Origin of the sequence: Burkholderia sp. MS389 (assembly GCF_016899425.1) — a bacterium.
Taxonomy (GTDB): Bacteria; Pseudomonadota; Gammaproteobacteria; order Burkholderiales; family Burkholderiaceae; genus Burkholderia; species Burkholderia sola.
Window position 1 is genome coordinate 2631225 of the sequence record NZ_CP045995.1, and the last position, 22226, is coordinate 2653450.

18 protein-coding genes are annotated in these 22226 nt (G+C 62.3%); 14 read left to right on the forward strand and 4 right to left on the reverse strand.

Features of this window, described 5'->3' with window-relative positions; translation table 11 throughout:
- The first annotated feature begins 11 nt into the window (after window positions 1–11).
- The 12 genes from GJG85_RS28160 to tssJ all read left to right on the forward strand — a co-directional run bounded on the left by GJG85_RS28160 (window position 12) and on the right by tssJ (window position 16136).
- Complete coding sequence (locus GJG85_RS28160; RefSeq protein ID WP_089489716.1) at window positions 12–752, forward strand: DUF3304 domain-containing protein; 741 nt, start codon at window positions 12–14, stop codon at window positions 750–752.
- Between the two features lie 124 nt (window positions 753–876).
- On the forward strand, window positions 877–1641 hold the full coding sequence (locus GJG85_RS28165; protein WP_089489099.1) for a DUF3304 domain-containing protein: 765 nt from the start codon (window positions 877–879) through the stop codon (window positions 1639–1641).
- Window positions 1642–1765: 124 nt separating this feature from the next.
- Window positions 1766–2530, forward strand: coding sequence for a DUF3304 domain-containing protein (locus GJG85_RS28170; protein WP_089489100.1), 765 nt, complete (start codon window positions 1766–1768; stop codon window positions 2528–2530).
- A gap of 122 nt (window positions 2531–2652) precedes the next feature.
- A complete protein-coding gene (locus GJG85_RS28175; RefSeq protein ID WP_089489101.1) occupies window positions 2653–3444 on the forward strand; it encodes a DUF3304 domain-containing protein in 792 nt (263 codons plus the stop codon).
- On the forward strand, window positions 3437–5677 hold the full coding sequence (locus tag GJG85_RS28180; protein WP_089489102.1) for a DUF2235 domain-containing protein: 2241 nt from the start codon (window positions 3437–3439) through the stop codon (window positions 5675–5677). Before GJG85_RS28175 ends, GJG85_RS28180 begins: the two co-directional genes overlap by 8 nt.
- Window positions 5678–5738: 61 nt before the next feature.
- Window positions 5739–5996, forward strand: coding sequence for a PAAR domain-containing protein (locus GJG85_RS28185; protein WP_080334375.1), 258 nt, complete (start codon window positions 5739–5741; stop codon window positions 5994–5996).
- A 3-nt stretch (window positions 5997–5999) separates the two neighbouring features.
- Complete coding sequence (locus GJG85_RS28190) at window positions 6000–7301, forward strand: hypothetical protein (RefSeq protein ID WP_235356299.1); 1302 nt, start codon at window positions 6000–6002, stop codon at window positions 7299–7301.
- Window positions 7279–11067 (forward strand): ImcF-related family protein, encoded by a 3789-nt coding sequence (locus GJG85_RS28195; protein WP_204384118.1) that lies wholly within the window; start codon window positions 7279–7281, stop codon window positions 11065–11067. The genes GJG85_RS28190 and GJG85_RS28195 overlap by 23 nt, the downstream gene beginning before the upstream one ends.
- 8 nt (window positions 11068–11075) lie before the next feature.
- Window positions 11076–12659, forward strand: coding sequence for a type VI secretion system protein TssA (tssA, locus tag GJG85_RS28200; RefSeq protein WP_089489103.1), 1584 nt, complete (start codon window positions 11076–11078; stop codon window positions 12657–12659).
- 9 nt (window positions 12660–12668) lie between these two features.
- A complete protein-coding gene (tssF, locus tag GJG85_RS28205; protein ID WP_089489104.1) occupies window positions 12669–14483 on the forward strand; it encodes a type VI secretion system baseplate subunit TssF in 1815 nt (604 codons plus the stop codon).
- Between the two features lie 17 nt (window positions 14484–14500).
- Window positions 14501–15604, forward strand: a complete 1104-nt coding sequence (tssG, locus tag GJG85_RS28210; protein ID WP_239469003.1) for a type VI secretion system baseplate subunit TssG — start codon at window positions 14501–14503, stop codon at window positions 15602–15604.
- Between the two features lie 13 nt (window positions 15605–15617).
- Window positions 15618–16136 carry a type VI secretion system lipoprotein TssJ gene (gene tssJ / locus GJG85_RS28215; protein WP_050017399.1) on the forward strand — a complete coding sequence of 173 codons (519 nt, stop codon included), beginning with the start codon at window positions 15618–15620 and terminating at the stop codon, window positions 16134–16136.
- Between the two features lie 99 nt (window positions 16137–16235).
- Here the strand turns inward: tssJ and catC are convergent, their stop codons facing one another.
- The 3 genes from catC to GJG85_RS28230 are packed head-to-tail and all read right to left on the reverse strand — an operon-like array spanning window position 16236 to window position 18638.
- On the reverse strand, window positions 16236–16526 hold the full coding sequence (gene catC / locus GJG85_RS28220) for a muconolactone Delta-isomerase (protein WP_050017398.1): 291 nt from the start codon (window positions 16524–16526) through the stop codon (window positions 16236–16238).
- 43 nt (window positions 16527–16569) lie between these two features.
- The gene (gene catA, locus GJG85_RS28225; protein WP_089489105.1) at window positions 16570–17472 is read right to left on the reverse strand and encodes a catechol 1,2-dioxygenase; all 903 of its coding nucleotides are present in this window, start codon (window positions 17470–17472) and stop codon (window positions 16570–16572) included.
- 32 nt (window positions 17473–17504) lie between these two features.
- Entirely contained in the window at window positions 17505–18638 is a 1134-nt protein-coding gene (locus GJG85_RS28230; RefSeq protein WP_204384119.1) for a muconate/chloromuconate family cycloisomerase, read from the reverse strand.
- Window positions 18639–18729: 91 nt separating this feature from the next.
- Between GJG85_RS28230 and GJG85_RS28235 the strand changes: the two genes are divergently transcribed.
- Window positions 18730–19620, forward strand: coding sequence for a LysR family transcriptional regulator (locus GJG85_RS28235; protein ID WP_050017395.1), 891 nt, complete (start codon window positions 18730–18732; stop codon window positions 19618–19620).
- A 146-nt stretch (window positions 19621–19766) separates the two neighbouring features.
- Here the strand turns inward: GJG85_RS28235 and andR are convergent, their stop codons facing one another.
- Window positions 19767–20732 carry an anthranilate 1,2-dioxygenase regulatory protein AndR gene (gene andR / locus GJG85_RS28240; protein ID WP_089489106.1) on the reverse strand — a complete coding sequence of 322 codons (966 nt, stop codon included), beginning with the start codon at window positions 20730–20732 and terminating at the stop codon, window positions 19767–19769.
- Window positions 20733–20945: 213 nt separating this feature from the next.
- On the opposite strand from andR, the gene andAc reads away from it, so the two are divergent.
- A complete protein-coding gene (andAc, locus tag GJG85_RS28245; RefSeq protein ID WP_050017393.1) occupies window positions 20946–22217 on the forward strand; it encodes an anthranilate 1,2-dioxygenase large subunit AndAc in 1272 nt (423 codons plus the stop codon).
- Window positions 22218–22226: the final 9 nt, after the last annotated feature.

Consider the following 22226-nt stretch of genomic DNA (forward strand, 5'->3'; position numbering starts at 1 on the left):
TTTTCATCCTATTGGTTCTGGCGCTGGCGCTAACCGGTTGCGATGCATTTTCCTCCGAGCCGACCTACCGTGGTGTCAGCATCATGGGGCTCAACTACACGCCGTTCAATCTGAGCGAGTTCACGATTCGCGACAAGTACGGCAACAGAGCGGGTGGAGGGGGGGATTTGCCGCCGGGTACGGGCGCGGGAAGCCTCAGTTGTTGCTACAAGCTGAAGGGGACGGAATTCACGGTTGAGTGGGAAGTCTACGACGCGGATGAAGCGATTAAAGATCTGTACGCGCCGATCAAGAAGATCCACAAGACGACCGAGGTGAAGTTTCCGCCGACAAAAGTCAAAGGCGGGGCGGGGGAGGACGTGCTCGCCGTGCACTTTTATCCGGACGATCACATCGAGTTCGAGATTCGGAACGATATGAGCGGGACGAGGATCGACTACACGGAAATCGATTACTGGCTTCAGACCAAATACGGGAAGGTGGCGAACCCTGACGATGCCGACATGGCCGTCGCCTATCGGCGCACGGCACGAATTGCGGCCCAGGGCTGGCTGAAGTATCGCCTGACCGACACGACAGATCTCGTGCAGTACGTGTACTACAGGCAGATCGTTAATCCGAAATTCGATGAGCATCCAGCGGTGCAACGGATTCTGAAGGAGACGAGCGGCAAGCCAGGCGCCTTTGGTGTTGCGATGCAGAGCTTGCCAGACACCGTCGTGCAAGAGATCAAGCGGGGCCGCTTTGATTAGACATCGACACGAGCACGAGATTCTCTATTCGAAAAGGCGCCCTTCTTGATCGTCAGACCGTGTTTGCGAGTCGAAGTCTGCGTGTTACGTCGGATTGTGTCCTTGAATTCGGGGTGTTTCAGCAATGATTAAACGGGTTGTCGTCTTCCTCGCTGCCGCATTGACGTTGGCTGGCTGCGATGCATTTTCCTCCGAGCCGACCTACCGTGGTGTCAGCATCATGGGGCTCAACTACACGCCGTTCAATCTGAGCGAGTTCACAATTCGCGACAAGTATGGCAACAGAGCGGGTGGAGGGGGTGACTTGCCACCGAGTGCCGGTGCCGGAAGCCTAACTTGTTGCTACACGCTGAAGGGGACGGAATTCACGGTTGAGTGGGAAGTCTACGACGCGGATGAAGCGATTAAAGATCTGTACGCGCCGATCAAGAAAATCCACAAGACGACCGAGGTGAAGTTTCCGCCGACAAAAGTCAAAGGTGGGGCGGGGGAGGACGTGCTCGCCGTGCATTTTTATCCGGACGATCACATCGAGTTCGAGATTCGGAACGACATGAGCGGGACGAGGATCGATTACACGGAGGTTGACGACTGGCTTCAAACAAAATACGGGAGGGCGGCGAATCCGGACGACGACGACATGTTCGTGGCTTATAGACGCACGGCTCGAATCGCGGCACAGGGCTGGCTGAAGTATCGCCTGACCGACACGGTGGATCTGGAGCAGTACGTGTACTACAGGCAGCTTGTTAATTCCAAATTCGATGAGCATCCAGTGGTGCAACGGATCCTGAAAGAGACGAAAGGCAAGCCGGGCGCCTTTGGTGCAGCTATGCGGGGATTGCCAGACACCGTCGTGCAAGAGATCAAGCGAGGTCGCTTTGATTAGACATCGACACGAGCACGAGATTCTCTATTCGAAAAGGCGCCCTTCTTGATTGTCAGGTCGTGTTCGCGAGTCGGAGTCCGCGTGTTACGTCGGATTGTGTCTTTAAATTTGAGGTGTTTAAGCAATGATTAAACGGGTTGTCGTCTTCCTTGCTGCCGCATTGACGTTGGCCGGCTGCGACGCATTTTCCTCCGAGCCGACATACCGTGGTGTCAGCATCATGGGGCTCAACTACACGCCGTTCAATCTGAGCGAGTTCACAATTCGCGACAAATATGGCAACAGGGCGGGTGGAGGGGGAGATTTGCCGCCGGGCGCTGGAGCCGGACGGTTGAGTTGCTGCTACAAGCTGAAGGGGACGGAATTCACTGTCGAGTGGGAGATATATGACCAGGATGAGTTCATGAAGGATCCGTACGCGCCGATCAAGAAGATCCACAAGACGACCGAGGTGAAGTTTCCACCGACAGAAGTCAAAGGTGGGGCGGGGGAAGACGTGCTGGCCGTGCACTTTTATCCGGACGATCACATCGAGTTCGAGATTCGGAACGACATGAGCGGGGCGAGGATATCTTATGCAGAAGTCTATCACTGGTTTAGAAAAAAACATGGGAAAGCGGCTGACGGCGATGACGTAGATATGGCTATCGCGTTCAGGCAGATAGCGCGTATTGCAGCACAAGGAGTGGTTAAGTATCACCTGACTGATACCGCAGATCTGGAACAGTATGTCTACTACGTGAAACTCGTTAATCCGAAATTCGATGAGCATCCAGCGGTGCAGCGGATTCTGAAGGAGACGAAAGACCGGCCGGGTGCCTTCGGTGCCGCGATGCAGCGATTGCCGGATCCGGTCGTGCAAGAGATCGAGCGAGGTCGCTTTGATTAGACCTCGACACGACTCGAAAATCGCTATTCGACCACACCCCTGTTCTTGATAGTGACCGTGTTTGCGCGTCGAAGTCCGCGTGTTACGTCGTATTGTGTCTTTGAATTTGAGGTGTTTAAGCAATGATTAAACGGGTTGTCGTCTTCCTCGCTGCCGCATTGACGTTGGCTGGCTGTGATGCATTTTCCGCCGAGCCGATCTACCGTGGTGTCAGCATCATGGGGCTCAACTACACGCCGTTCAATCTGAGCGAGTTCACAATTCGCGACAAATATGGCAACAGAGCCAGCGGAGGAGGTGACCTGCCGCCGGGTACGGGCGCGGGAAGCCTCAGTTGTTGCTACAAGCTGAAGGGGACGGAATTCACTGTCGAGTGGGAGATATATGACCAGGATGAGTTCATGAAGGATCCGTACGCGCCGATCAAGACGATCCACAAGACGACCGAGGTGAAGTTTCCGCCGACAAAAGTCAAAGGTGGGGCGGGGGAGGACGTGCTGGCCGTACACTTTTATCCGGACGATCACATCGAGTTCGAGATTCGGAACGACATGAGCGGGACGAGGATCGCCTATACAAAAGTGGACCACTTGTTTCAGACCAAATACGGGAAGGCGGCGAACCCTGACGATGCCGACATGGCTGTCGCCTATCGGCGCACGGCACGAATTGCGGCCCAGGGCTGGCTGAAGTATCGCCTGACCGACACGACAGATCTCGTGCAGTACGTGTACTACAGGCAGATCGTTAATCCGAAATTCGATGAGCATCCAGCGGTGCAGCGGATCCTGAAGGAGACGAAAGACCGGCCGGGCGCCTTTGGTGCTGCGATGCAGCGATTGCCGGATCCGGTTGTGCAAGAAATCAAGAAGGGTCGCTTTGAACGAGATACCTCGAGAGGGGAACATGGCTGACAAACACATGCTCGATCCGGCGGACCGGACTCCGCCTGAGGTACGTGCAGCAATTGGGGAGAAGCGGAAGGCGTATCCGCAAGATGACTGCATTCCGTGCGGTGCCGTCATGCACGTCGGTTTTTTCTTCGACGGATTCGGTCGTCATCGGGACTACGACGATAAGAAAACATCTCGATACTCAAATATCTGCCGACTTTGGGAGGCTCATCGCCATAACGAAGATCGACGTAGAGAGCTGGAGCCTAACCATTTTTGGTATCGACTCTACTATTCTGGACTCGGCACGGAGCTGAACAAGGAGGCTCGAGAGGGGCAAATCGTGTCCGCAGCATTCAAGCTCGGAAAGCAGGGTGCCGATGCAGCCGCGTCGATCGCAGTTAGTGTCGGCGAGAGCGTAACCGGCATGAAACGACTTCCTATCAACCCGCAAGACACTATCACCGAAGGATTCAAGAAGGGTCTCAAGGAGTTTTCGTTTCGGCCGGTCGTGCAGTCTTTCAAAGACCTGGTCAACTCCGTCGAATCCGTGCCCCGCAATATCGGCCGAGTGTTGCAACTGCAGCGTGACAACCGCTGGGTTCGACGCGGTCGTGCTGCCACGCGCGCGGTTCTTTACGATGCGAAGAAGAATTTTCCGTCCATCGCGCAAAGCGCCGCCAAGTCGGTGTTCTTCGGCGTGGTGATCGATTCGATTCCGTGGTTTCGTGACAACCGCGCTGTCGCGCGAGTTTTCGGAACGGGCGTCGATGATCGGCTGGCGGCCGCGATGAAGCAGTTCGAGATCGCAATCGACGACGTCAGGCAGAAAATGCCTAAGGTCCAGCGGATCCAGGTTTCCATCTTCGGCGCCGATCGCGGTTGTGTTCTCGCCCGCGCGCTGGCGAATGAACTGACCCAGCGCTACAAGCGTCCGAGCGAGACGACGCTTGCCTTTGTCGATCCGAAGGATTCGAACCAGACGGCGATTCCGATCGAAATCAAGTTCATGGGGCTGCTCGACGCTGTATCGTCGTTGATGGAGGAGAACAAGCTTCTCGGGATCGTGCCGGTTCTCGGCCTGCTCAAACAGAACTACGGAGATCGCGCTCTCGCGGTACCGGCGTCCGTTCAGCGATGCGTGCATTTTGCGGCGGCCCATGAGCTGCGCTTCTATCAGCGGCTCGATAGCCTCGAGAACACGCGCGGCCTTCAATATCTCTATCCGGGAACGAGCGAAGACATCACCGGCGGAGCGCCGCCAGGATTGCTTGGAGCACGCGCGGAACTTCAGCGCGTCGCGTTGCGCGACATGCTCAATGAAGCAATCGCGCACGGCGTAGTGCTCGACACGATGGAAGATCTATTCAAGTTCAAGGGTAAGACGTTTGCGAAATTCACCCTCGCAAACCCCATCCCCGACGGAAAATCCACCTACAAAATCGGAGAATTGATCGACGCCTACCGTGAGATGGTCCCCTACGTCGCACGTTTGAATTTCGTCGAACATATGCAGATATTCCTGCGCTGGATGGCGGTTCGCTACCAGTCCCCCGAGTTTCGCGCAACCGTAACGAGCCGCTTCGACGATCTCGCGTCCCGGCACCGGGAGCGGCTGAAGGAGCGCAACGAAGCCGAGGCGGCCTACGTTGCATTACGCAACCAGCGACCGCCGGCCGACAGCGTGACGCTCAACATAGCTTTGGCTCGCTGGCAGGATTCGGTCCTGCCGGAGATGCTTTCCAATCGCGATGCAGGTATCGAGAAGAATCGCCCTTCGGTAGGCGTCTGGGATCGCATCCAAAGCGAATCCGAAGAGTTGATGCGACGCGAATCCCGACAAGCCGGCCTGCAAAAATCGGCGGATCTTATCCGTGAAAAGGCTCAAGACGGTTCATTACCGTGGGACGCGGATCCGGAGTTCAGCGCATCGATGATCGAGGCCTGGATGATGACGCCGGAAGAGGAGACGCTGATCCAGGCATGGAAGATGGGCCTGAGCGGCAAGAACCCGCTGCCGCCCAAGGTCATGGCGCTGTTCGACCTGCTGGTTCACGACACGATGCTGACGAGCTGGCACGACCACGTGCTGTCGTCGAACCTGTACTTCCAGACACGAGCGATCGACACGTTCGGAACCAGCGATTACGTCGAAGAGGACAAGAAACGCAAGCGCGACGAAAAGCACGGCGAGCGCGTCAGGCAGGCCAGCGAGGCGATGAAGCCTGCCGGCCGGGTGCCAGGGCGCCTATAACCAACATCAATCGCTTGCTGTCGAACTGCAGTGGCGATACCAGTTCAATTCGGGGATACACATGGCGGGCATCATTCGCGTCGGAGACACTCATACCGGCGAAGGCCACGTAACGGCTGGGTCGGCGACGTGCTTTTTCATGGGGCGTCCGCTTGCTCGACTCCACGATCCGGTGACCTGTCCGCGCCACGGCGACAACCGTATCGCAACCGCGACCTCGGGCGCATTCGATGACGGTCGCGAAGTCGCTCAGCACGATGACTTGTGTGCGTGCGGTTGCCGGTTGATTTCTTCTCTTCCGAATAGCGGGCGCCGTTAAGCAATGGCACTGGATTTCTCGTCCCTCCCGCCGGAGAAGCCGGTTCCTGATGAATCGCCGTCGCGGGTTCTCTGGGCTGCGGTGTTCATCGTGCTCACGGCGGTCGGGGTATTGGCTGTGCTGATGCTCTGGCCGAAGGATGAGCCGACTCACACGCCATGGTTCTGGATATGCGTGTCCGTATATCCGACGGGTTTTTCCGCCTTCGTCGTCTCCCGGCGATATCGGGCATACGAACTCGAACGCGCGAAAGTCCAGGCCTGGAACGATGCAAGCAGGAAGTACAACGCGCAGGCTTTTGCGCGAGAGAGCGTGCCGATGCTTGTCCTGGCAGCGGCTGCACGTGTAACCGCAGACGATACGGACAATGGTATCGACCCGATCGTCGATGGCGCGATGAAGTTGCGTGCCAAGGCTTCGGAGCGGCAAGCAAACGAATCGGTTTCGGCAAGATGGTTCGAGCCGATTGAAGCCCGCCTGGCCGCTGACGATGCGGAACGTCAGGATCAGGTTCTTGAATGGTTGTACGAGCGACTCATCGACGACTTGCATGAAACCTTGAACGCGCTTCCTGCGGATCTGCCACTGCGCGTTTTGCTCGACATTTCCGGCTATGTCGGAGAGTCCGACGTGGTCGAGCAATGGCGGGAAGAATGGAGGCGTCACACGTTGCGCTTCGCCAGAACGGACCGAGCGCCCGAATCGCTCGATTTGATGACGGTCGATTCCTGGCTTGACGATCGGAACGGGCCGTTGCATCAGCATGCGGTGTTACTCGTATCCATAGCGCTCGGCACAGTGATTGCCGAGTCGCCGGCGCCCGGTTCAGCCGAGGCCGGGGTGGGATTGCTGCTGGTTTCCGAGACCCTGGCATCGCGCTTCGAGTTGCGACCGATCGCTGCATTCCACCGTCCCCGGCGAGCCGGTAATGACGATCCTGGCCATGCACTGACCTATGGGATTCGTTGGGGCGGTACCGCGCCGGATGACATCGGAGCGCTGTGGACGAGCGGATTCGACAGCCGAACGGCCGGTTCCTTGCGCACGGCGTTACGCACGGGCAATCCGGAAGGGGAAAACGACGAAGCGGTGCCAGAGTTCGAACTCGATCGAATCGTCGGCAAGGCGGGGGCCTCAGCCGGATGGCTTGCCGCAGCTTGTGCAACGTACGTCGCCGGTCAAGCGCCAAAGCCGCAACTGGTCGCACAGCGCGACGAAAACCATGTGTTCATCGCTGTCGTGACGACCTTGGATAACGCATCAACAACACACGCATTTCCGCATGAACCGGATATTCAAAATTGACCGGTTCGGGGCCATTGTTTTTGTCGTCCTTCCTGGGCTGATCGTATGGATGCGACCGCACTGGGTTGGGATAACCGAGGCGGATCGAGGGTTGGCGCTCGTCATTTTGTGCGCCATATTCGTGGCACTCTTGTTGATTTTCAGCTTCAGCGATTCGTCTCGGCCGGCGAATGGCTGGCGCGCCGTGAAGAAATGGGTCAAGGATCACACGCGTCGCACGGCGGCTCCGTCGGGAAGCGATTCGGCGGTTAATGCCGCGACGCGAGCCGAATCGTTGAAGCAGGTCCAGAGCGAGAGGCATGGCTGGCGATGGCGCTATCGCGATCGGTGGGTGCTTGTCGCCGGCGACTATCCGCTTGTCCGGCGGCTCGCGCCGGGGTTGGCCGATACCGGCTACGCGATTCTCGGCAATACGGTCGTGTTGTATGCGCGGCAAATCGACGACAAACTCGACACGGAATGGCTTGATCAGATTCGTCGCTTGCGCCGTCGTCGTCCGATCGACGCGATTGTGGCCATTACCCGTCACCGGAGTTCCGGCGATGCGTCGTTTGACGTGGACGAACTCGCTGCACGGCTTGCTCGCCACGCGCGCATGTTATGTTGGGCCGCACCGGCGTATCTGCTGGATGTGACGGATTTCGGCAGCGACCGGGCCGGCCCGGATGAAGCGATGGGCTTCACATGGGCGAACTCACGCGTGAGCGGTGAGATGATTGACGAATCGCTGGGCAATCTCGTCGACAATCTGTCGGACATTGGTGTCGTGCGCCTCGCAGTGAACGCCGATGATCGTTACCCTGCCGAGCTGGCGCAACATGTCTCGAGGTTGCGCGGAGCGCTATCTGACCTGCTGCACCGAACCGCTGAATCCTCTGTTTCGAGGCATACGCTTCACGGGGTGATGTTTGCGCCGTTATTCAAAGAGCGGGCGCCGCAGTCTCCGGATTTCGATCTGCCGAGTGGCGATTCGAATGATGGCGACCCGGCGATCGACCCTCAACACCGAACCCTCTGGCAAACCATCGCCGACCACAGCCGCAAGGTCCACGGCCGCCGCGTTGGCTTTTCACTGTCGACCACCGCAGCCTGGATGACGACGGCCCTGATCAGTTGCTGGTTTGCCGGCACGATGCTGTCCGGTTTCTCCAACCGCGCAACGATCGGAAGCGCAACGGATACGGCTACCAAGCTCACCGGGCCCCTGAACCCGACGCAGTCGCTGCAAACGCTTACCGACCTCGGCCGGCAAATGGATACGCTCGAAATCCACCAGCGTAGCGGTGCGCCTTTGATCGCCCGTTTCGGCTTGAACCGCGACCACGCGCTGCTCGACGCCCTTTGGCCTTACTACGCCGGTGCCGCGAACCGCATCCTCGTCGGCCCGATTCGCCAGAAGCTCGACGCGAGGCTGCATCAGCTTGCGTCGCTGTCCGACGCGGAAATCGCCAGCGGCGGCGATGCTCAGGTACAGGCCGCTTACGATACGCTCAAGACCTACATGATGCTCGCCAAACCCGAGCGGGCAGTGGCTGCATTCCTGCTGCCGCAACTTGTCGCGACGTCTGCACCCGAACGCCCGACTCATTCGCAGCTGTCGAAGGGTAGCTGGGAAGACCTGCGTCAGCAAGCGATCGCGTTCTTCGCCAACCACGTTGGACGTGGCGCTGCATCCAGCCAAGCCGCGTTGGCGATTGTTCCGGATGGCAACCTGGTCGCGTCTACCCGACAGACGATCATAAGTGTCCGGGGTATTCAGAACTCCGGGGACGCGATCTACCAACAGATCATCGACGAAGCGACACCGAAATACCCGCCGCTATCACTCGCGACGCTGCTCGGCGACGCGGCGTCGCAATCCTCCGCGGGCGGTGCAACGAGTCGTGGCCTGTTCGGCACGACCGCGACCGTGCCCGGCGTATTCACACGTGCTGCGTGGGAGGAGCGAATCTCGAAGGCAATCGACGAAGCCGGCGAGCAACGCGATGTGGCAAGCGACTGGGTGCTCTCCGACACCAAGGTCGCCAATGCATCCCCGTCGACATTGAAGGGCGAACTGCGCCAGCGCTATTTCGACGACTACGCGCGGGCATGGGCGCTCTTCCTCAACAGCCTGCGCTGGCAACCTGCGCCGACGCTGTCGGCCACTGCCGACCAGTTGACGCTGCTCGGCGATCCGCAACGCTCGCCGCTCGTCGCGTTGATGAGTGCGATCGCGTATCAGGCGGGAACGGGAGCCAACGCCCAATCGCTGTCCGACACGCTGGTCAGCAAGGCACAGCAACTGATCGGCGCGGACGAAAAGGATCCGTCGAAGCAGGCCAAGCCTCAACTGGCGCCACTTGCCGCCGCATTCGGTCCGATCCTGCGTCTGACCGGTAGTGATCTCGCTTCAGGGGCGCCATCCGGCGGCAAGGGGAACGCCCCGCCGGCAGCAACCGGCGACCTGAGCCTGGCCCGCTATCTGGAGCGGATCACGGCCATGCGCCTGAAGACATCGCAGATCGTCTCCAGTCCGGATCCGGATGCGCTTGCACGCCTGGCCGCGCAATCCGTGCTGCAGGGCAAGACGTCCGATATCGCCGACAGTCGCGATTACGCGAGTCGTGTCGCTGCGAGCCTCGGCGAACAATGGTCGGGCTTCGGCGCCATGTTCCGCGCGCCGTTCGATCAGTCGTGGCAGGTCATCGTGCAGCCTGCCGCGTCGAGCCTGAACGAGATCTGGCGCACCTCGATCCTCGCCGACTGGAGCAAGACGTTCGGTGGGCGCTATCCGTTTGCGGATTCCGACAACGACGCATCGCTGCCCGAGATGGCGCGCTTCATGCGTCCGGATAGTGGCGTGATCGCGCAGTTCGTGACGTCGCAATTGGCCGGCGTCGTCGAACGGCAGGGCGACCGGTGGGTCGCGTCGCAGGGAGCCGATTCCGGCGCATTGACGATCGATCCGGCGTTTCTCAACGGGTTGAACAAGCTCACACGCACGTCGACGGTCCTGTTCCCGTCCGGCGATGCACGCGTGCGTTACGAACTGCGGGCCGAGCCGACGCCGGGCGTCACCGACATGAGATTCGTATTGTCCGGCCGCGAACTGCATTACTTCAACCAGAAACAGGAGTGGACACCGTTCGAATGGCCGGGACAATCGCTCGAGAACCTGTCACATATCGAATGGCAGACGGAGCAGGGCGGGTTGCGCACCGCACTCGATTCGCAGGGGCGCTTCGGTCTCGTTCGGTTGCTGGAGCGCGCGAAGGTCGTACAGCAGGACAACGCGCGCTATTTGCTGACCTGGACGCCAGACACGAGCCAGGGTATCCCGCTCAAGGTGCAATTGCGCAGCGAAGCCGGCGGTGGTCCGCTCGATGTTCTCCAGTTGCGGAATTTCGTGTTGCCGGCACGTATTTTCGTGACGGGATCGGCAAATGCCGGGGTTCGGGTATCGGCAAGCGGCCCGCCGCCGCTGCCGATGTCGGCGATCGAGGCCGCGAAGCATGCAGCCGTGCCATTGCCACCGGGGGTGCCGGGCGGAGGCGCCTTGCCGGACGCCGTCATGCAGGCGACGACGGAGCAGGCATCCGGTCAGCGTACCGCGCTCGAACTTGCTCAGGCGAAAGCGCAGGTCACGGAGCGTGGAATGGCGAAACAAACGACTGTGCCGAAGGTCGCGATTTCGCCGTTGGCGACCACGTCGGGACGTTCCGAATCCTCCTCCAGTCCGTTCGGACACGCCCTCAGCCTGCTGGGCGACGCATTCGTTTTTTGAGATCCTCCATGACGCTTGCCAATTTTGTGAAGACACTCGTCGGCGGCTCCCGTATCGATTCGCTTCAGCGGGCACGGGCGGATACCTGGGCCACATGGATTGCACCGATACCGGGCGAGCATGCATACGGACGCGATCCCGGCTACGAAGACGCATTCTTCGAACTGAAGGACGAAGCCGGAAAGCTGTCGGGAATCGATGACGGGTTGATCGTCCGTGCATGCGAACACCTGCTCAAGGAGACCGGCAAGGATTTGCGGCTCGCCGGCTACTACGCGTTCGCACGCCTGCGGCAGGACGGCACGGCCGGGTTCGCCGACGGACTTGAGCTGGCCGCTGCACTCGTCGACCGGTTTGGCGAAGCGGCTTTGCCCGTCCGTCACGAAGCCAAGAAGGCTGCGCTTGAAATGCTGGCGACTGCGCGTGTGATCGAGACGCTGGATAGTCGTGGCGACTTTGTGCCCGCTGATCTCGAACGTACGTTGGCCGCGCTCGACGTGCTCGTGGCGCATACGGCCGCGTGGCCCGATGCTGCCCGTCCGAATCTGCAGCCACTCGTTTCTCGCTTCGAGAAAAAGGAAGCGCCGGCAAGCAGCGTCGATTCCGGCAAGGCGATGCCGGCAGCGGCTGCGCCGCGCAAAACGTCGGCGGGGTCGATTGCGTCCACACGCGATCTGCTCGATCAGGCCCGCGCGATGTCGGTGTGGCTCCGCGATCAGGAAAACGGCTACTTGCCTTCGGTACGTCTCGTGAGAAGCATTCGGTGGGACACGTTGCACGACGTGCCGCCCGCGGATGCCGCTTCGCATACGCGCCTGGCGCCGCCACGCGCCGAGTTGCGTCAGCAGATGAAGCGCCTCGTGCTGCAGAAGCACTGGCACGAGTTGCTGGAGCGCGTCGAAGGCGCGTTCATGGAAGGCGTGAATCACCTGTGGTTCGATCTCCAGTACTTCCAGCACGTGGCGCTCGATCACGTCGGTACGCCCTACAACGCGTGGCGAGCATTGCTGCGCGCCGACTTTGCACTCTTTCTCGAACGATTGCCGAGCATCGAACGGCTGGCATTCAGCGACGGCACGCCGTTCGCGGACGACACGACACTCGAATGGATTGCCCGCCATGCGGTGGTACGCGATCTGGAGGCGGGCGAGACGGTTGCGCCGCTGCCTGTCTCCGCGGATAGCGAGAGCGATGCGGCGGGCGACTGGCCGGAGATCGAAACACAGGCTCGCGAACTGGCTGCCGGTGAAGGTATCGAGACGGCTTTTGCGTGGCTCGAAGCGCTGCCCGGCATGAAAACCGATCGACATCGCTATTTGCAGCGGCTCGTGATGGCCCGCTTGGCCGACCATGTCGGCCGTCACGATGCGGCGCTCGCGCTGCTTGCCGAACTCGACGGAACGTCCCGCTCGCTGCCGATGATGCGCTGGGAGCCGGCGCTGACGTTCGAGGTCAAGCAGCAACTGGTCAAAGCACTGAAAGCGATGAGCAGCCGCAAGGACGCCGACAAGCCCGCGCTCGCCCGTCGCATCAGCGAACTGCATGCGGAACTCACGGTACTCGATCCCGCACGCGCGTTGACCCTTTCGTAACGGATTTCCATGGACAACAACGATTCCATCCTGCGCTACTACGAAGCCGAAATGCGATACCTGCGCGAGTCCGGCAAGGCGTTCGCGAAGGCGCATCCCGACCGTGCGCGCCTGCTCAATCTCGATCGCGTCGGCGATCGCGATCCGTATGTCGAACGTCTGTTCGAAGGCTTTGCGTTTCTGACAGGTCGGCTGCGGCAAAAGCTCGACGACGAACTGCCCGAACTGACCGAAGGGCTCGTCAGTTTGCTGTGGCCGCACTATCTGCGGATGATTCCTTCGCTGTCGATCGTCGAGTTGACGCCGTTCGCGGAGAAACTGCAGAAAACCGAAGTCGTGCCGGCCGGGGTGCCGGTGCGGTCCGCGCCGATCAACGTGCCGTCGCCGGGCGGAGTAGACGGCGTGACGCCGCGGACGGTGCAGTGTGTGTACCGGACGACGCAGGCCGTTGCACTGCAGCCGGTGTCGATCACGCATGCCGGGCCGACCGTGCGCCATGACGGTCGCTCGGTGATTCGTCTTGGCTTCTCACTGCAGGGATCGGCGCTGCGCAGCGAAACGGACTTGTCGCGGTTGCGGTTGCATCTGAACGCGGATCTGCCGACCGCATTCGCGATGCATCTTGCGCTGACGCGTCAGATCGATGCGATTTGCTTGCGTGTTCCGGAAGTCCGCGACGGCGAACCGGTAGCGCTCGCAGGCGTAACGATCGAGCCGGCAGGGTTCTCGACGGAAGAACGGCTGTGGCCCAAGGCCGACGCGGCGTTCTCGGGATATCAACTGCTGCTCGAATACTTCACGTTCCGCGAGAAATTCCTGTTCATCGATCTATGCGGGCTGGACCTCTCGACGCTTCCCGAAAAATCGACTCGCTTCGAGCTGGAGATTCTCCTGAAGGAAGCGTATCCGTCAGATCAGCGTTTCAACGCGGAGAACGTGCGGTTGTTCTGTACGCCGGTCATCAACCTGTTCGAACTGGATGCCGAGCCGATCGAGATCGACCATCACGAAACCGAATATCGCGTCGTGCCGGCCGGTCATCAGGGCGAGCATGTCGAAACGTATTCGGTCGATGCGATCGCGACGTTCGATCACGATACGGCCGAGCGATACGAATATGTGCCGTTCGCGACGTTCCGGCACCGCGGCGGCATGTTGCGGCACGAGGCGCCGGAACGTTATTTCCACACGCGCGTGCGTTCGGGGGTATCGGGCTTGCATGAGATGTGGGTGATTCTCGGCGGTCACGCGTGGGAAACGATGGACACGCTGCCCGAGGAAAGCCTGTCGCTGCGCGTGACCGGCACGAACGGGCTGCTGCCGCGCAAGGGGCTGCGCGAAGCGAGCCTCGACGAGCTGGCGGCCAGCACGCCGAACGTCGCGGGCGTGCGCAATCTCGTATCGCCGACATTGCCGCTGTATCCGCCGACGGAGGATCGCTTCCAGTGGCGCGTGCTGTCACATCTCGCACCGAACTTCCTGTCGATGATGAACGCGGAGGTGTTGCGCGGCGCTTTGGCGCTGTACGACTGGACGAACGAAGAGCTGAACCGGCGGCGGCTCGCCGGCATCCTGCACGTGTCGCAGGAAATGATCGAGGAGGTGTCGGGCGGGGCGGTCGAGCGCGGCGTGCTGATCGAGGTCACGCTCGATGCGCACGCTTTCTCCGGTGAAGGCGACGTGATGCTGTTCGGCGAGTTGCTGCACCGGTTCTTCGGCGCGTATGCGGAGCTCAATCTGTTCACGAAGCTGGCGATCGTCAGTCTGCCGTCCCGGTCGCGGACGGAGTGGCCGCGCAGCAAGGCACAGCGGGCGCCGTTATGAGTTCATCGATCGATCGGATGCGTGCTGAAGCCGCTGAGGCGAACGGTCTGCCGGCAGTGGCCGAGAGGTTGTTCGAGCGGGCGCCGAAGATGACTTTCATGCAGTTCTGTCGTCTGCTGGAAGCCTGTGCGCCCGAACGTCCCGGGTTTGGTACGCGCGATACGCCGGAGCATGAGCCGGTGCGATTCCGGCCGCGTCCGCGGTTGGGGTTTCCGGCGGGTGAGGTGGCCGCTGTCGAATTCGACGACGAGCACCTCGATGCGCCGCCGACCGTGCGCACGACCTTCATGGGCCTTTATGGCGTCGATGCGGCCATGCCGTCGCACATGATCGACGAGATCGTGCTGCGGGAGGAGGGGCACGAAGCCGTCGAGGCGTTTCTCGATCCGTTCAACCACCGGGCGGCGACGTTGCTGTATCGCGCATGGAAGAAATACCGCTATCCGGAGCGTTTTCGGGCAGGCGGAGTCGACGATTATTCACGGAGCCTGTTATGTCTCGCCGGATTCGGATGGGGTGACAAGCCTTTGCGGGCAGGCTTGCCCCATTCGCGGATGCTCTCGTTGCTGGGGCTGCTGATCCAGCGGACACGCACGTCGGAAGGGCTCGCCGGCGTGGTGGCGCTCGCCGCGCCGGGCGCCGATGTTCGGGTGGACGAATTCTGGGCGGTGACGACGAGTAGCGGTCGGCCAAAGCCGTTGACGTCGGCGAAGCCGGATGCGGATGTGCTTTCGGATGGGAAGCGTAGCGGGCTCGGCGGCGGTTACGTGCTCGGCAGGCGTCTCGCGTATCGCAGTCGAGCCGTGCGTTTGACGTTGTGGCCCGTTGATGCGCAGCAGGCTCAGGACCTGCTGCCGGGTGCGTGGCTGCATCGGGAGGTGATGGCATTCGTCCAGCTGTATGTCGGCATCAAGGCCGACGTGCATTTGCGGATGAAAGTATCGACACGGTTCGTTCCACCCCCGACCGTCGGCGTCGAACGTGCCGCCCCCGCGCCGCGTCTCGGCTGGACGACCGTGCTGCCGTCAGTCGATGAACGCTTGATCGATATTGCGCTCGGGGTGTACGAGGCGTTTTCCGTGCCGCCGCCCAATCCGTATCTCACGCCACACGTCACCTGATTCCGGAGTTTTCATGTTCTATCGAATGAGTGCGGCCGTCGCTGCCGCTGTATTGCTGCTGTCGGGGTGCGGTGCATGGCAGTCGGTGTCGGATGCGTCGACGAATGCCTATCGCGCGGTGTTCTTCAAGCAGGTGAAAGTGCTGGACATCGACTTGATCGCACGTGCTGCGCTGAACCCCGACGATGCGGGGCGACCGACATCGGTTGCCGTCCGCGTCTATCAGCTGAAGGACCGCAAGATGGTCGATGCGGCATCGTATGACGATCTGTTGAAGAACGACCGCACGATACTCGCGCAAGACCTGCAGGGCGGCATGTCGGCTGTCGTGAATCCGGGGGCTTCGTCGAGCCTGTCTCAACCGATGCAACGCGAGACCGAGTACGTGGCGATCGTTGCGCTGTACCGCGCCCCGGGCGCGGCTGAAAACTGGAAGCGCGTCATCGAGAAAAAGAAGCTCGATCCGGACAAACCGCTACGCGTTCGTTTGACGGCGACCGGATTGCAGATGGCGGGGGATGCGCCGAAGTGATTGCGAGGCTCTCGCGTTCGCTGGAGCGCTCAGCACGTGTGTTGAACGCAAAATTCGGCCCATGCGCCGGTTTCCCGGCAATCATGGGCCGCACGGGCCTCACCGATCGTCTTCCCGCACCGAAGACGGATGCCGGCACAGCGCCCGCACTTCCATCTCCATATACGGAAACAGCGGCAGCTGACTCAGCACGTCATGCAGCTGCTGCACGCTTTCGACGTCGAAGATGCTGACGTTCGCATACTGCCCGGCGATTCGCCACAGATGACGCCACGTCCCTTCGTTCATCAGCCGCTGGCACATCGCCTTCTCTTCCGCCTTCAGCGTGGCCGCCTTGACCGGATCCATGTCCGCCGGCAGGCGAACGGTCATTTCCACATGAAACAGCATCCTGCACTCCTTGCGTTGTCGATTCGTCGAACGGGAAGGGCGCTCACGCCTGCGCGCGGGCCCGCTCGACTTCGCTGCCCGGCACGTCCTGCTTGTCCTTGAGCAGCGAGAAGTCGAAGTCGATCAGCGCGAACTGCCCGTCGACGCCGTACGGCTTGCCTTCCGCGCCCTCCGCCTGCTTGACCGGCGGGATCAGCCCGTCGCGCGTCGCGAACGCGAAGTCGTCCCACAGATGCGGATCGCCATCGATGTTGATCTGCGTCGTCAGCTTACGATAACCGTCCGCCGAAACGAAGAAGTGAATGTGCGCCGGGCGATGGCCGTGGCGGCCGAGCTGGTCGAGCAGTTGCTCGGTCTTGCTGCCCGGCGGCACGCTGTAGCCGACCGGCAGCACGCTGCGGAAGCTGTAGCGGCCTTCGGCATCGGTGCGGATCGAGCGGCGCAGGTTGAACGCGGGCTGCGACGCGTCGAAGTACGAGTAATTGCCCAGATGGTTTGCATGCCACACCTCGACCAGCGCGTTCGCGAGCGGCGCGCCGTCCTGGCCGAGCACCCGGCCGCGCATGATCAGCGTCTGGCCCGGATCGGTGCCGTCGTCGAGACGCGCGTGGCCGACCGATTCCGGCGCACCGGCGACATACAGCGGCCCTTCGATCGTACGCGGCGTGCCGCCCTGGATGCCGGCCTTCGCCTCGGCTTCGTCCATCCGCACGTCGAGGAAGCGCTCGAGGCCGAGGCCCGCGGCGATCAGCCCGAATTCGCGGCCGGCTTCGTTCAGGAAGTTGAGCGCGGTCCAGAACTCGCTCGGCTGCACGTCGAAGTCCTCGATCGTGTAGCAGAGGTCCTTCACGATCCGGTTGACGATCGCGCGCACGCGCGGGTTGCCGGGCTTCTCGGCGGCGTCGTCGAAGGTCTTCAGCAGGGCGTCGATGGCTTGCTTGTTCATCTGTGTCTCCGGTTTCGGTTGTCGTGTGGGGATCAGCGGGCGTCGCGTCGCATCCGTTCGATGCGGGCCCAGTCGAAGGTGATGCCGAGGCCGGGCGTCGCCGGCAGATGCAGCTTGAAATCCTGGTAGCGCAGCGGCTCGACGAGGATCTCCTCGGTGAGCAGCAGCGGGCCGAACAGTTCGGTGCCCCATTTCAGCGAGTCGAACGTGCTGAACAGTTGCGCGGACGCCATCGTGCCGGCCGCGCCTTCGAGCATCGTGCCGCCGTACAGGTCGATGCCGGCCGCCGCCGCGATCGACGCGACGCTCGCCGCGCCCTGCAGGCCGCCCGATTGCGCGATCTTCACCGCGAACACGTCGGCCGCGCGATCCTGCGCGAGCGCGAATGCATCGACGGGGCCGTGCAGCGCCTCGTCGGCCATGATCGGCACCTGTGCGAGTCGCGTGAGGCGTTTGAGCCCCGCGCGGTTGGTCGCGGCGATCGGCTGCTCGACGAGGCTCACGCCGGCTTCCGCCAACCGCGCGCAGGCCCAGATCGCATCGGTCTCGCTCCAGGCCTGATTCACGTCGACCCGCACGTCGCCGCGCTCGCCGAGCGCGCACTTGATCGCGACCACGTGCGCCACGTCGTCGGCGACGGCGTTCGAGCCGATCTTCAGCTTGAACGCGCGATGGCGGCGGGCATCGAGCATCGCTTCGGCTTCCGCGATGTCGCGCTGCGTGTCGCCGCTCGCAAGCGTCCATGCGACATCGACCGCGTCGGTCCGGCGTCCGCCGAACAGTTCGGACAGCGGCACGCCGAGACGCTGCGCCTGCGCGTCGAACAGCGCGGTCTCGATCGCGCACTTCGCGAAGCGGTTGCCCTGGAACAGCTTGCGTGCCCGCGCCATCGCGGCGCCCGGACGCGTCGCGTCCATGCCTTGCAGCAGCGGCGCGAAGTAGGTATCGATATTGACCTTGATGCTTTCGGGGCTCTCCTCGCCGTACGCGAGGCCGCCGATGGTCGTCGCCTCGCCGACGCCTTCGATACCGTCCGTGCATCGAATTCGGATCAGTACGAGCGTCTGGCAATTCATCGTCGCGACCGACAATTTGTGGGGCCGGATCGTCGGCACGTCGACGAGCAACGTCTCGATGCGTTCGATGGTGGCGGCAGTTGCTATCATGCGATTCCTCCTGTTGGTGCACATGGTAGGAATTCCCGCCCCGCGTCGTCCAACACTCTTTCCGACTACTTCCATACCTTCGAGGCATGAAATGGAATTGCGCCAGCTCCGTTACTTCATCGCCGTCGCCGAGGAAATGAACATCACGCGGGCCGCGGAGCGCCTGCACATGACGCAGCCGCCGCTGAGCCGCCAGCTCCAGGCGATCGAGGAAGAGATCGGATTGCCGCTGTTCGAGCGCGGCGCGCGGCCGCTGAAACTGACCGATGCCGGGCGCGTGTTCTATGCGCAGGCGAAACGTCTGGTCGACCAGGCCGACGAACTGGGGCCGCTGACGCGGCGGCTCGCGCAGTCGTCGGAGCGGATCGTGATCGGCTTCGTGCCGTCGGCGCTGTACGGCGCGCTGCCGGACGTGATCCGTGCGTTTCGCGAGGCGCAGCCGGACGTCGAGCTGTCGCTGATCGAAATGTTCACGCTCGAACAGCTCGGCGCGCTGAAGGGCGGGCGGATCGACGTGGGGTTCGGCCGCCTGCGCTTCGACGACGACCAACTGGTGCGCGAGGCGCTGATCGAGGAAAAGCTGATCGCGGCGCTGCCGGTCGGGCATCGGCTCGCCGATCCGGCCCGGCCGCTGACGCTCGCGGATCTCGCGAACGAGACGATGATCGTCTACCCGAGCACGCCGCGGCCGAGCTTCGCCGATCAGCAGTTGTCGGCGTTGCGCGACGGCGCGGTCGTGCCGGCGGCCGTGCACGAGGTGCGCGAGCTGCAGACGGCGCTCGGGCTCGTCGCCGCGCAGGTGGGCGTGTCGCTGGTACCGGAGAGCGTGGAGGGCGTGCGCGTGAAGGGCGTCGTCTATCGGCGCTTGCCGGAGCCGGGCGCGACGTCGCCGATCATCATGAGCCGCCGGCTGCATGGCGAAAGCGCGGCGACGGCCGCGTTCTGTGCGATCGCGCGGGAGATGATCGTGCCGGCGGCGTGACGTCATGAACTGCAACTAACGGTCGATCCCGGACGCGCAGCCGAATTCCGACAGGGCGGTGCGACGAGAGCCGTTCCGGCACGGTCAAAGCCGGCGAGTAAGCCGCCGCGTGGTGAGGGTGGTGCGCAAGCGCAGCGGGACGACCGTTACGCCTGACGCTGCGCGTCGAGCGTCTCCGACGGCGACTCGCCGAACCTTTCCCGATATGCGATCGCGAACCGCCCGAGATGGGTAAACCCGCAATCGAGCGCGATATCGGCGATCCGCCGGTCGGCTGCCGCGCCGCGCAGCAGTTCGCGCGCGTGCGCGAGCCGCGTCGCACGCAGGTATTGCATCGGGCTCATCCCGCGGAATTGCAGGAACGCGTCGCGCAGCGTCCGTTCGGGCACGTTGGCGGCCTGGACGATATCGGCAAGCTGCAGCGGCTGCGCATAGTGCGCATCGACGAATTCCTGCGCGCGCCGCACGAAGCCCGGCGCCGGGTCGCGGTGCGACGCCTGCAGCACGGACGGCGGATGGCCTTCGATCAGCAGGTCGATCAGCAGATGCTCGAGCTGCGACGCGACACGCGGGTTCGCGTTCGCGCGTTCGAGCAACTCGGGCGACCGCGCGACGAGCATCAGCTGCTGGCGCCACGCGGCGAGCGCGGCGTCGCTGACGTGCAGCACCGGGTCGAGCGTCGTGCGCGGGTCGCCGGTCAGCGCGCCGACGGTCGCCGCGTCGATGCGCAGCACGAACTGCTCGCAATCGGCCGACAGCACCGCGTCGAAGCGTTCGCCGGGCGCGCACAGCACGCCGGTCTGCCCGTCGACGCCGAGCTGCCGCCCCATCGCGCGCACTTCGGCCTGGCCGGACAGGCAGAACATCAGCAGGTAATAGCCGTCGACGGCGTCGACCTGCACGCGCATCGCGTCGCCGAACGCGATCGTGCCGATCCCGAGCCCGCCCAGCCGGACGAAATCCATGTGCGACGCGCCCCGTACGCGGCCGCTCGGCAGCAGCGCGTGCGGCTGCATCACGCGCGAGATCCGCTCGCGCGTCTCGTCGAGATCGCGGGATTCGAACAGCCGGTGCGCGCGCAGCGCGAGCGGCTCGAACGACGTTGGGGACATGGGCCTCAGCCTTGGTATGGACGACGCGCGCTTCGATCCGACGAATGGGTCGCGATCGTGCGCCGGGTCGCGTGTGCCGTCATGCTAGCGCAGAAATCCGCCGAAAGTGGATATTGCGCCGCCGCAATCGCACTTTCCGGATAGACGCCGAATATTAGCTTTTCAAAAATCGGCTCCATGCATTCAACGCAACGGATCGACAAGGAGTCCGACATGGAGCAGACAGAATCGCCCGTCGTTTTCGCCTCACGCGGCGACGCATCCGACGTGAGCTTCCCGCACGACGACGGCTCGCGCGTGCCGTACAAGGTGTTCAGCTCGCGGGCCGTCTACGATCGCGAGCAGGAACGCATCTTCCGCGGGCCGACGTGGAATTTCGTCGCGCTCGAAGCCGAAATCCCGAACGCCGGCGACTTCAAGAGCACGTTCGTCGGCGACACGCCGGTGGTCGTCACGCGCACCGAGGACGGCGCGCTGTCCGCGTGGGTGAACCGCTGCGCGCACCGCGGCGCGCAGGTGTGCCGCAAGTCGCGCGGCAACGCGAGCTCGCACACGTGCGTGTATCACCAGTGGAGCTTCGACAACCAGGGCAACCTGCTCGGCGTGCCGTTCCGGCGCGGCCAGAAGGGAATGACCGGGATGCCGGCCGATTTCGATCCGAAGCAGCACGGGCTGCGCAAGCTGCGCGTCGACAGCTATCGCGGGCTCGTGTTCGCGACTTTCAGCGATGAAGTCGCGCCGCTGCCCGAGTATCTGGGCGAGCAGATGCGTCCGTGGATCGACCGGATCTTCCACAAGCCGATCGAGTATCTCGGCTGCACGCGCCAGTATTCGAAGTCGAACTGGAAGCTGTACATGGAGAACGTGAAGGACCCGTATCACGCGAGCATGCTGCATCTGTTCCATACGACCTTCAACATCTTCCGCGTCGGGATGAAGGCGCGCTCGATTCCGGATGCGAATCACGGGCTGCACAGCATCATCACGGTGACGAAGACGGGCGACGATACGTCGGCCGCGTACAAGCAGCAGAACATTCGGTCGTTCGACGAGGGCTTCCATCTGGAGGACGAATCGATCCTCGATCTCGTGTCGGAATACGACGAGGACTGCACGAACCATATCCAGCCGATCTTCCCGCAGCTCGTGATCCAGCAGATCCACAACACGCTGGTCGCGCGGCAGATTTTGCCGAAGGGCCCCGACAACTTCGAGCTGATCTTCCACTTCTTCGGTTATGCGGACGACACGCCCGAGCTGCGCGCGCTGCGCATCAAGCAGGCGAATCTCGTCGGGCCGGCCGGCTACATCTCGATGGAGGACACCGAAGCGACCGAGCTCGTGCAGCGCGGCACGGTGCGCGACGCCGATGCGACGTCGGTGATCGAGATGTCGCGCGGCAATCCGGACCAGCAGGACACGGTGATCACCGAGAGCCTGATCCGCAAGTTCTGGGTCGGCTACCAGAAGCTGATGGGCTATTGACGCGGGAGC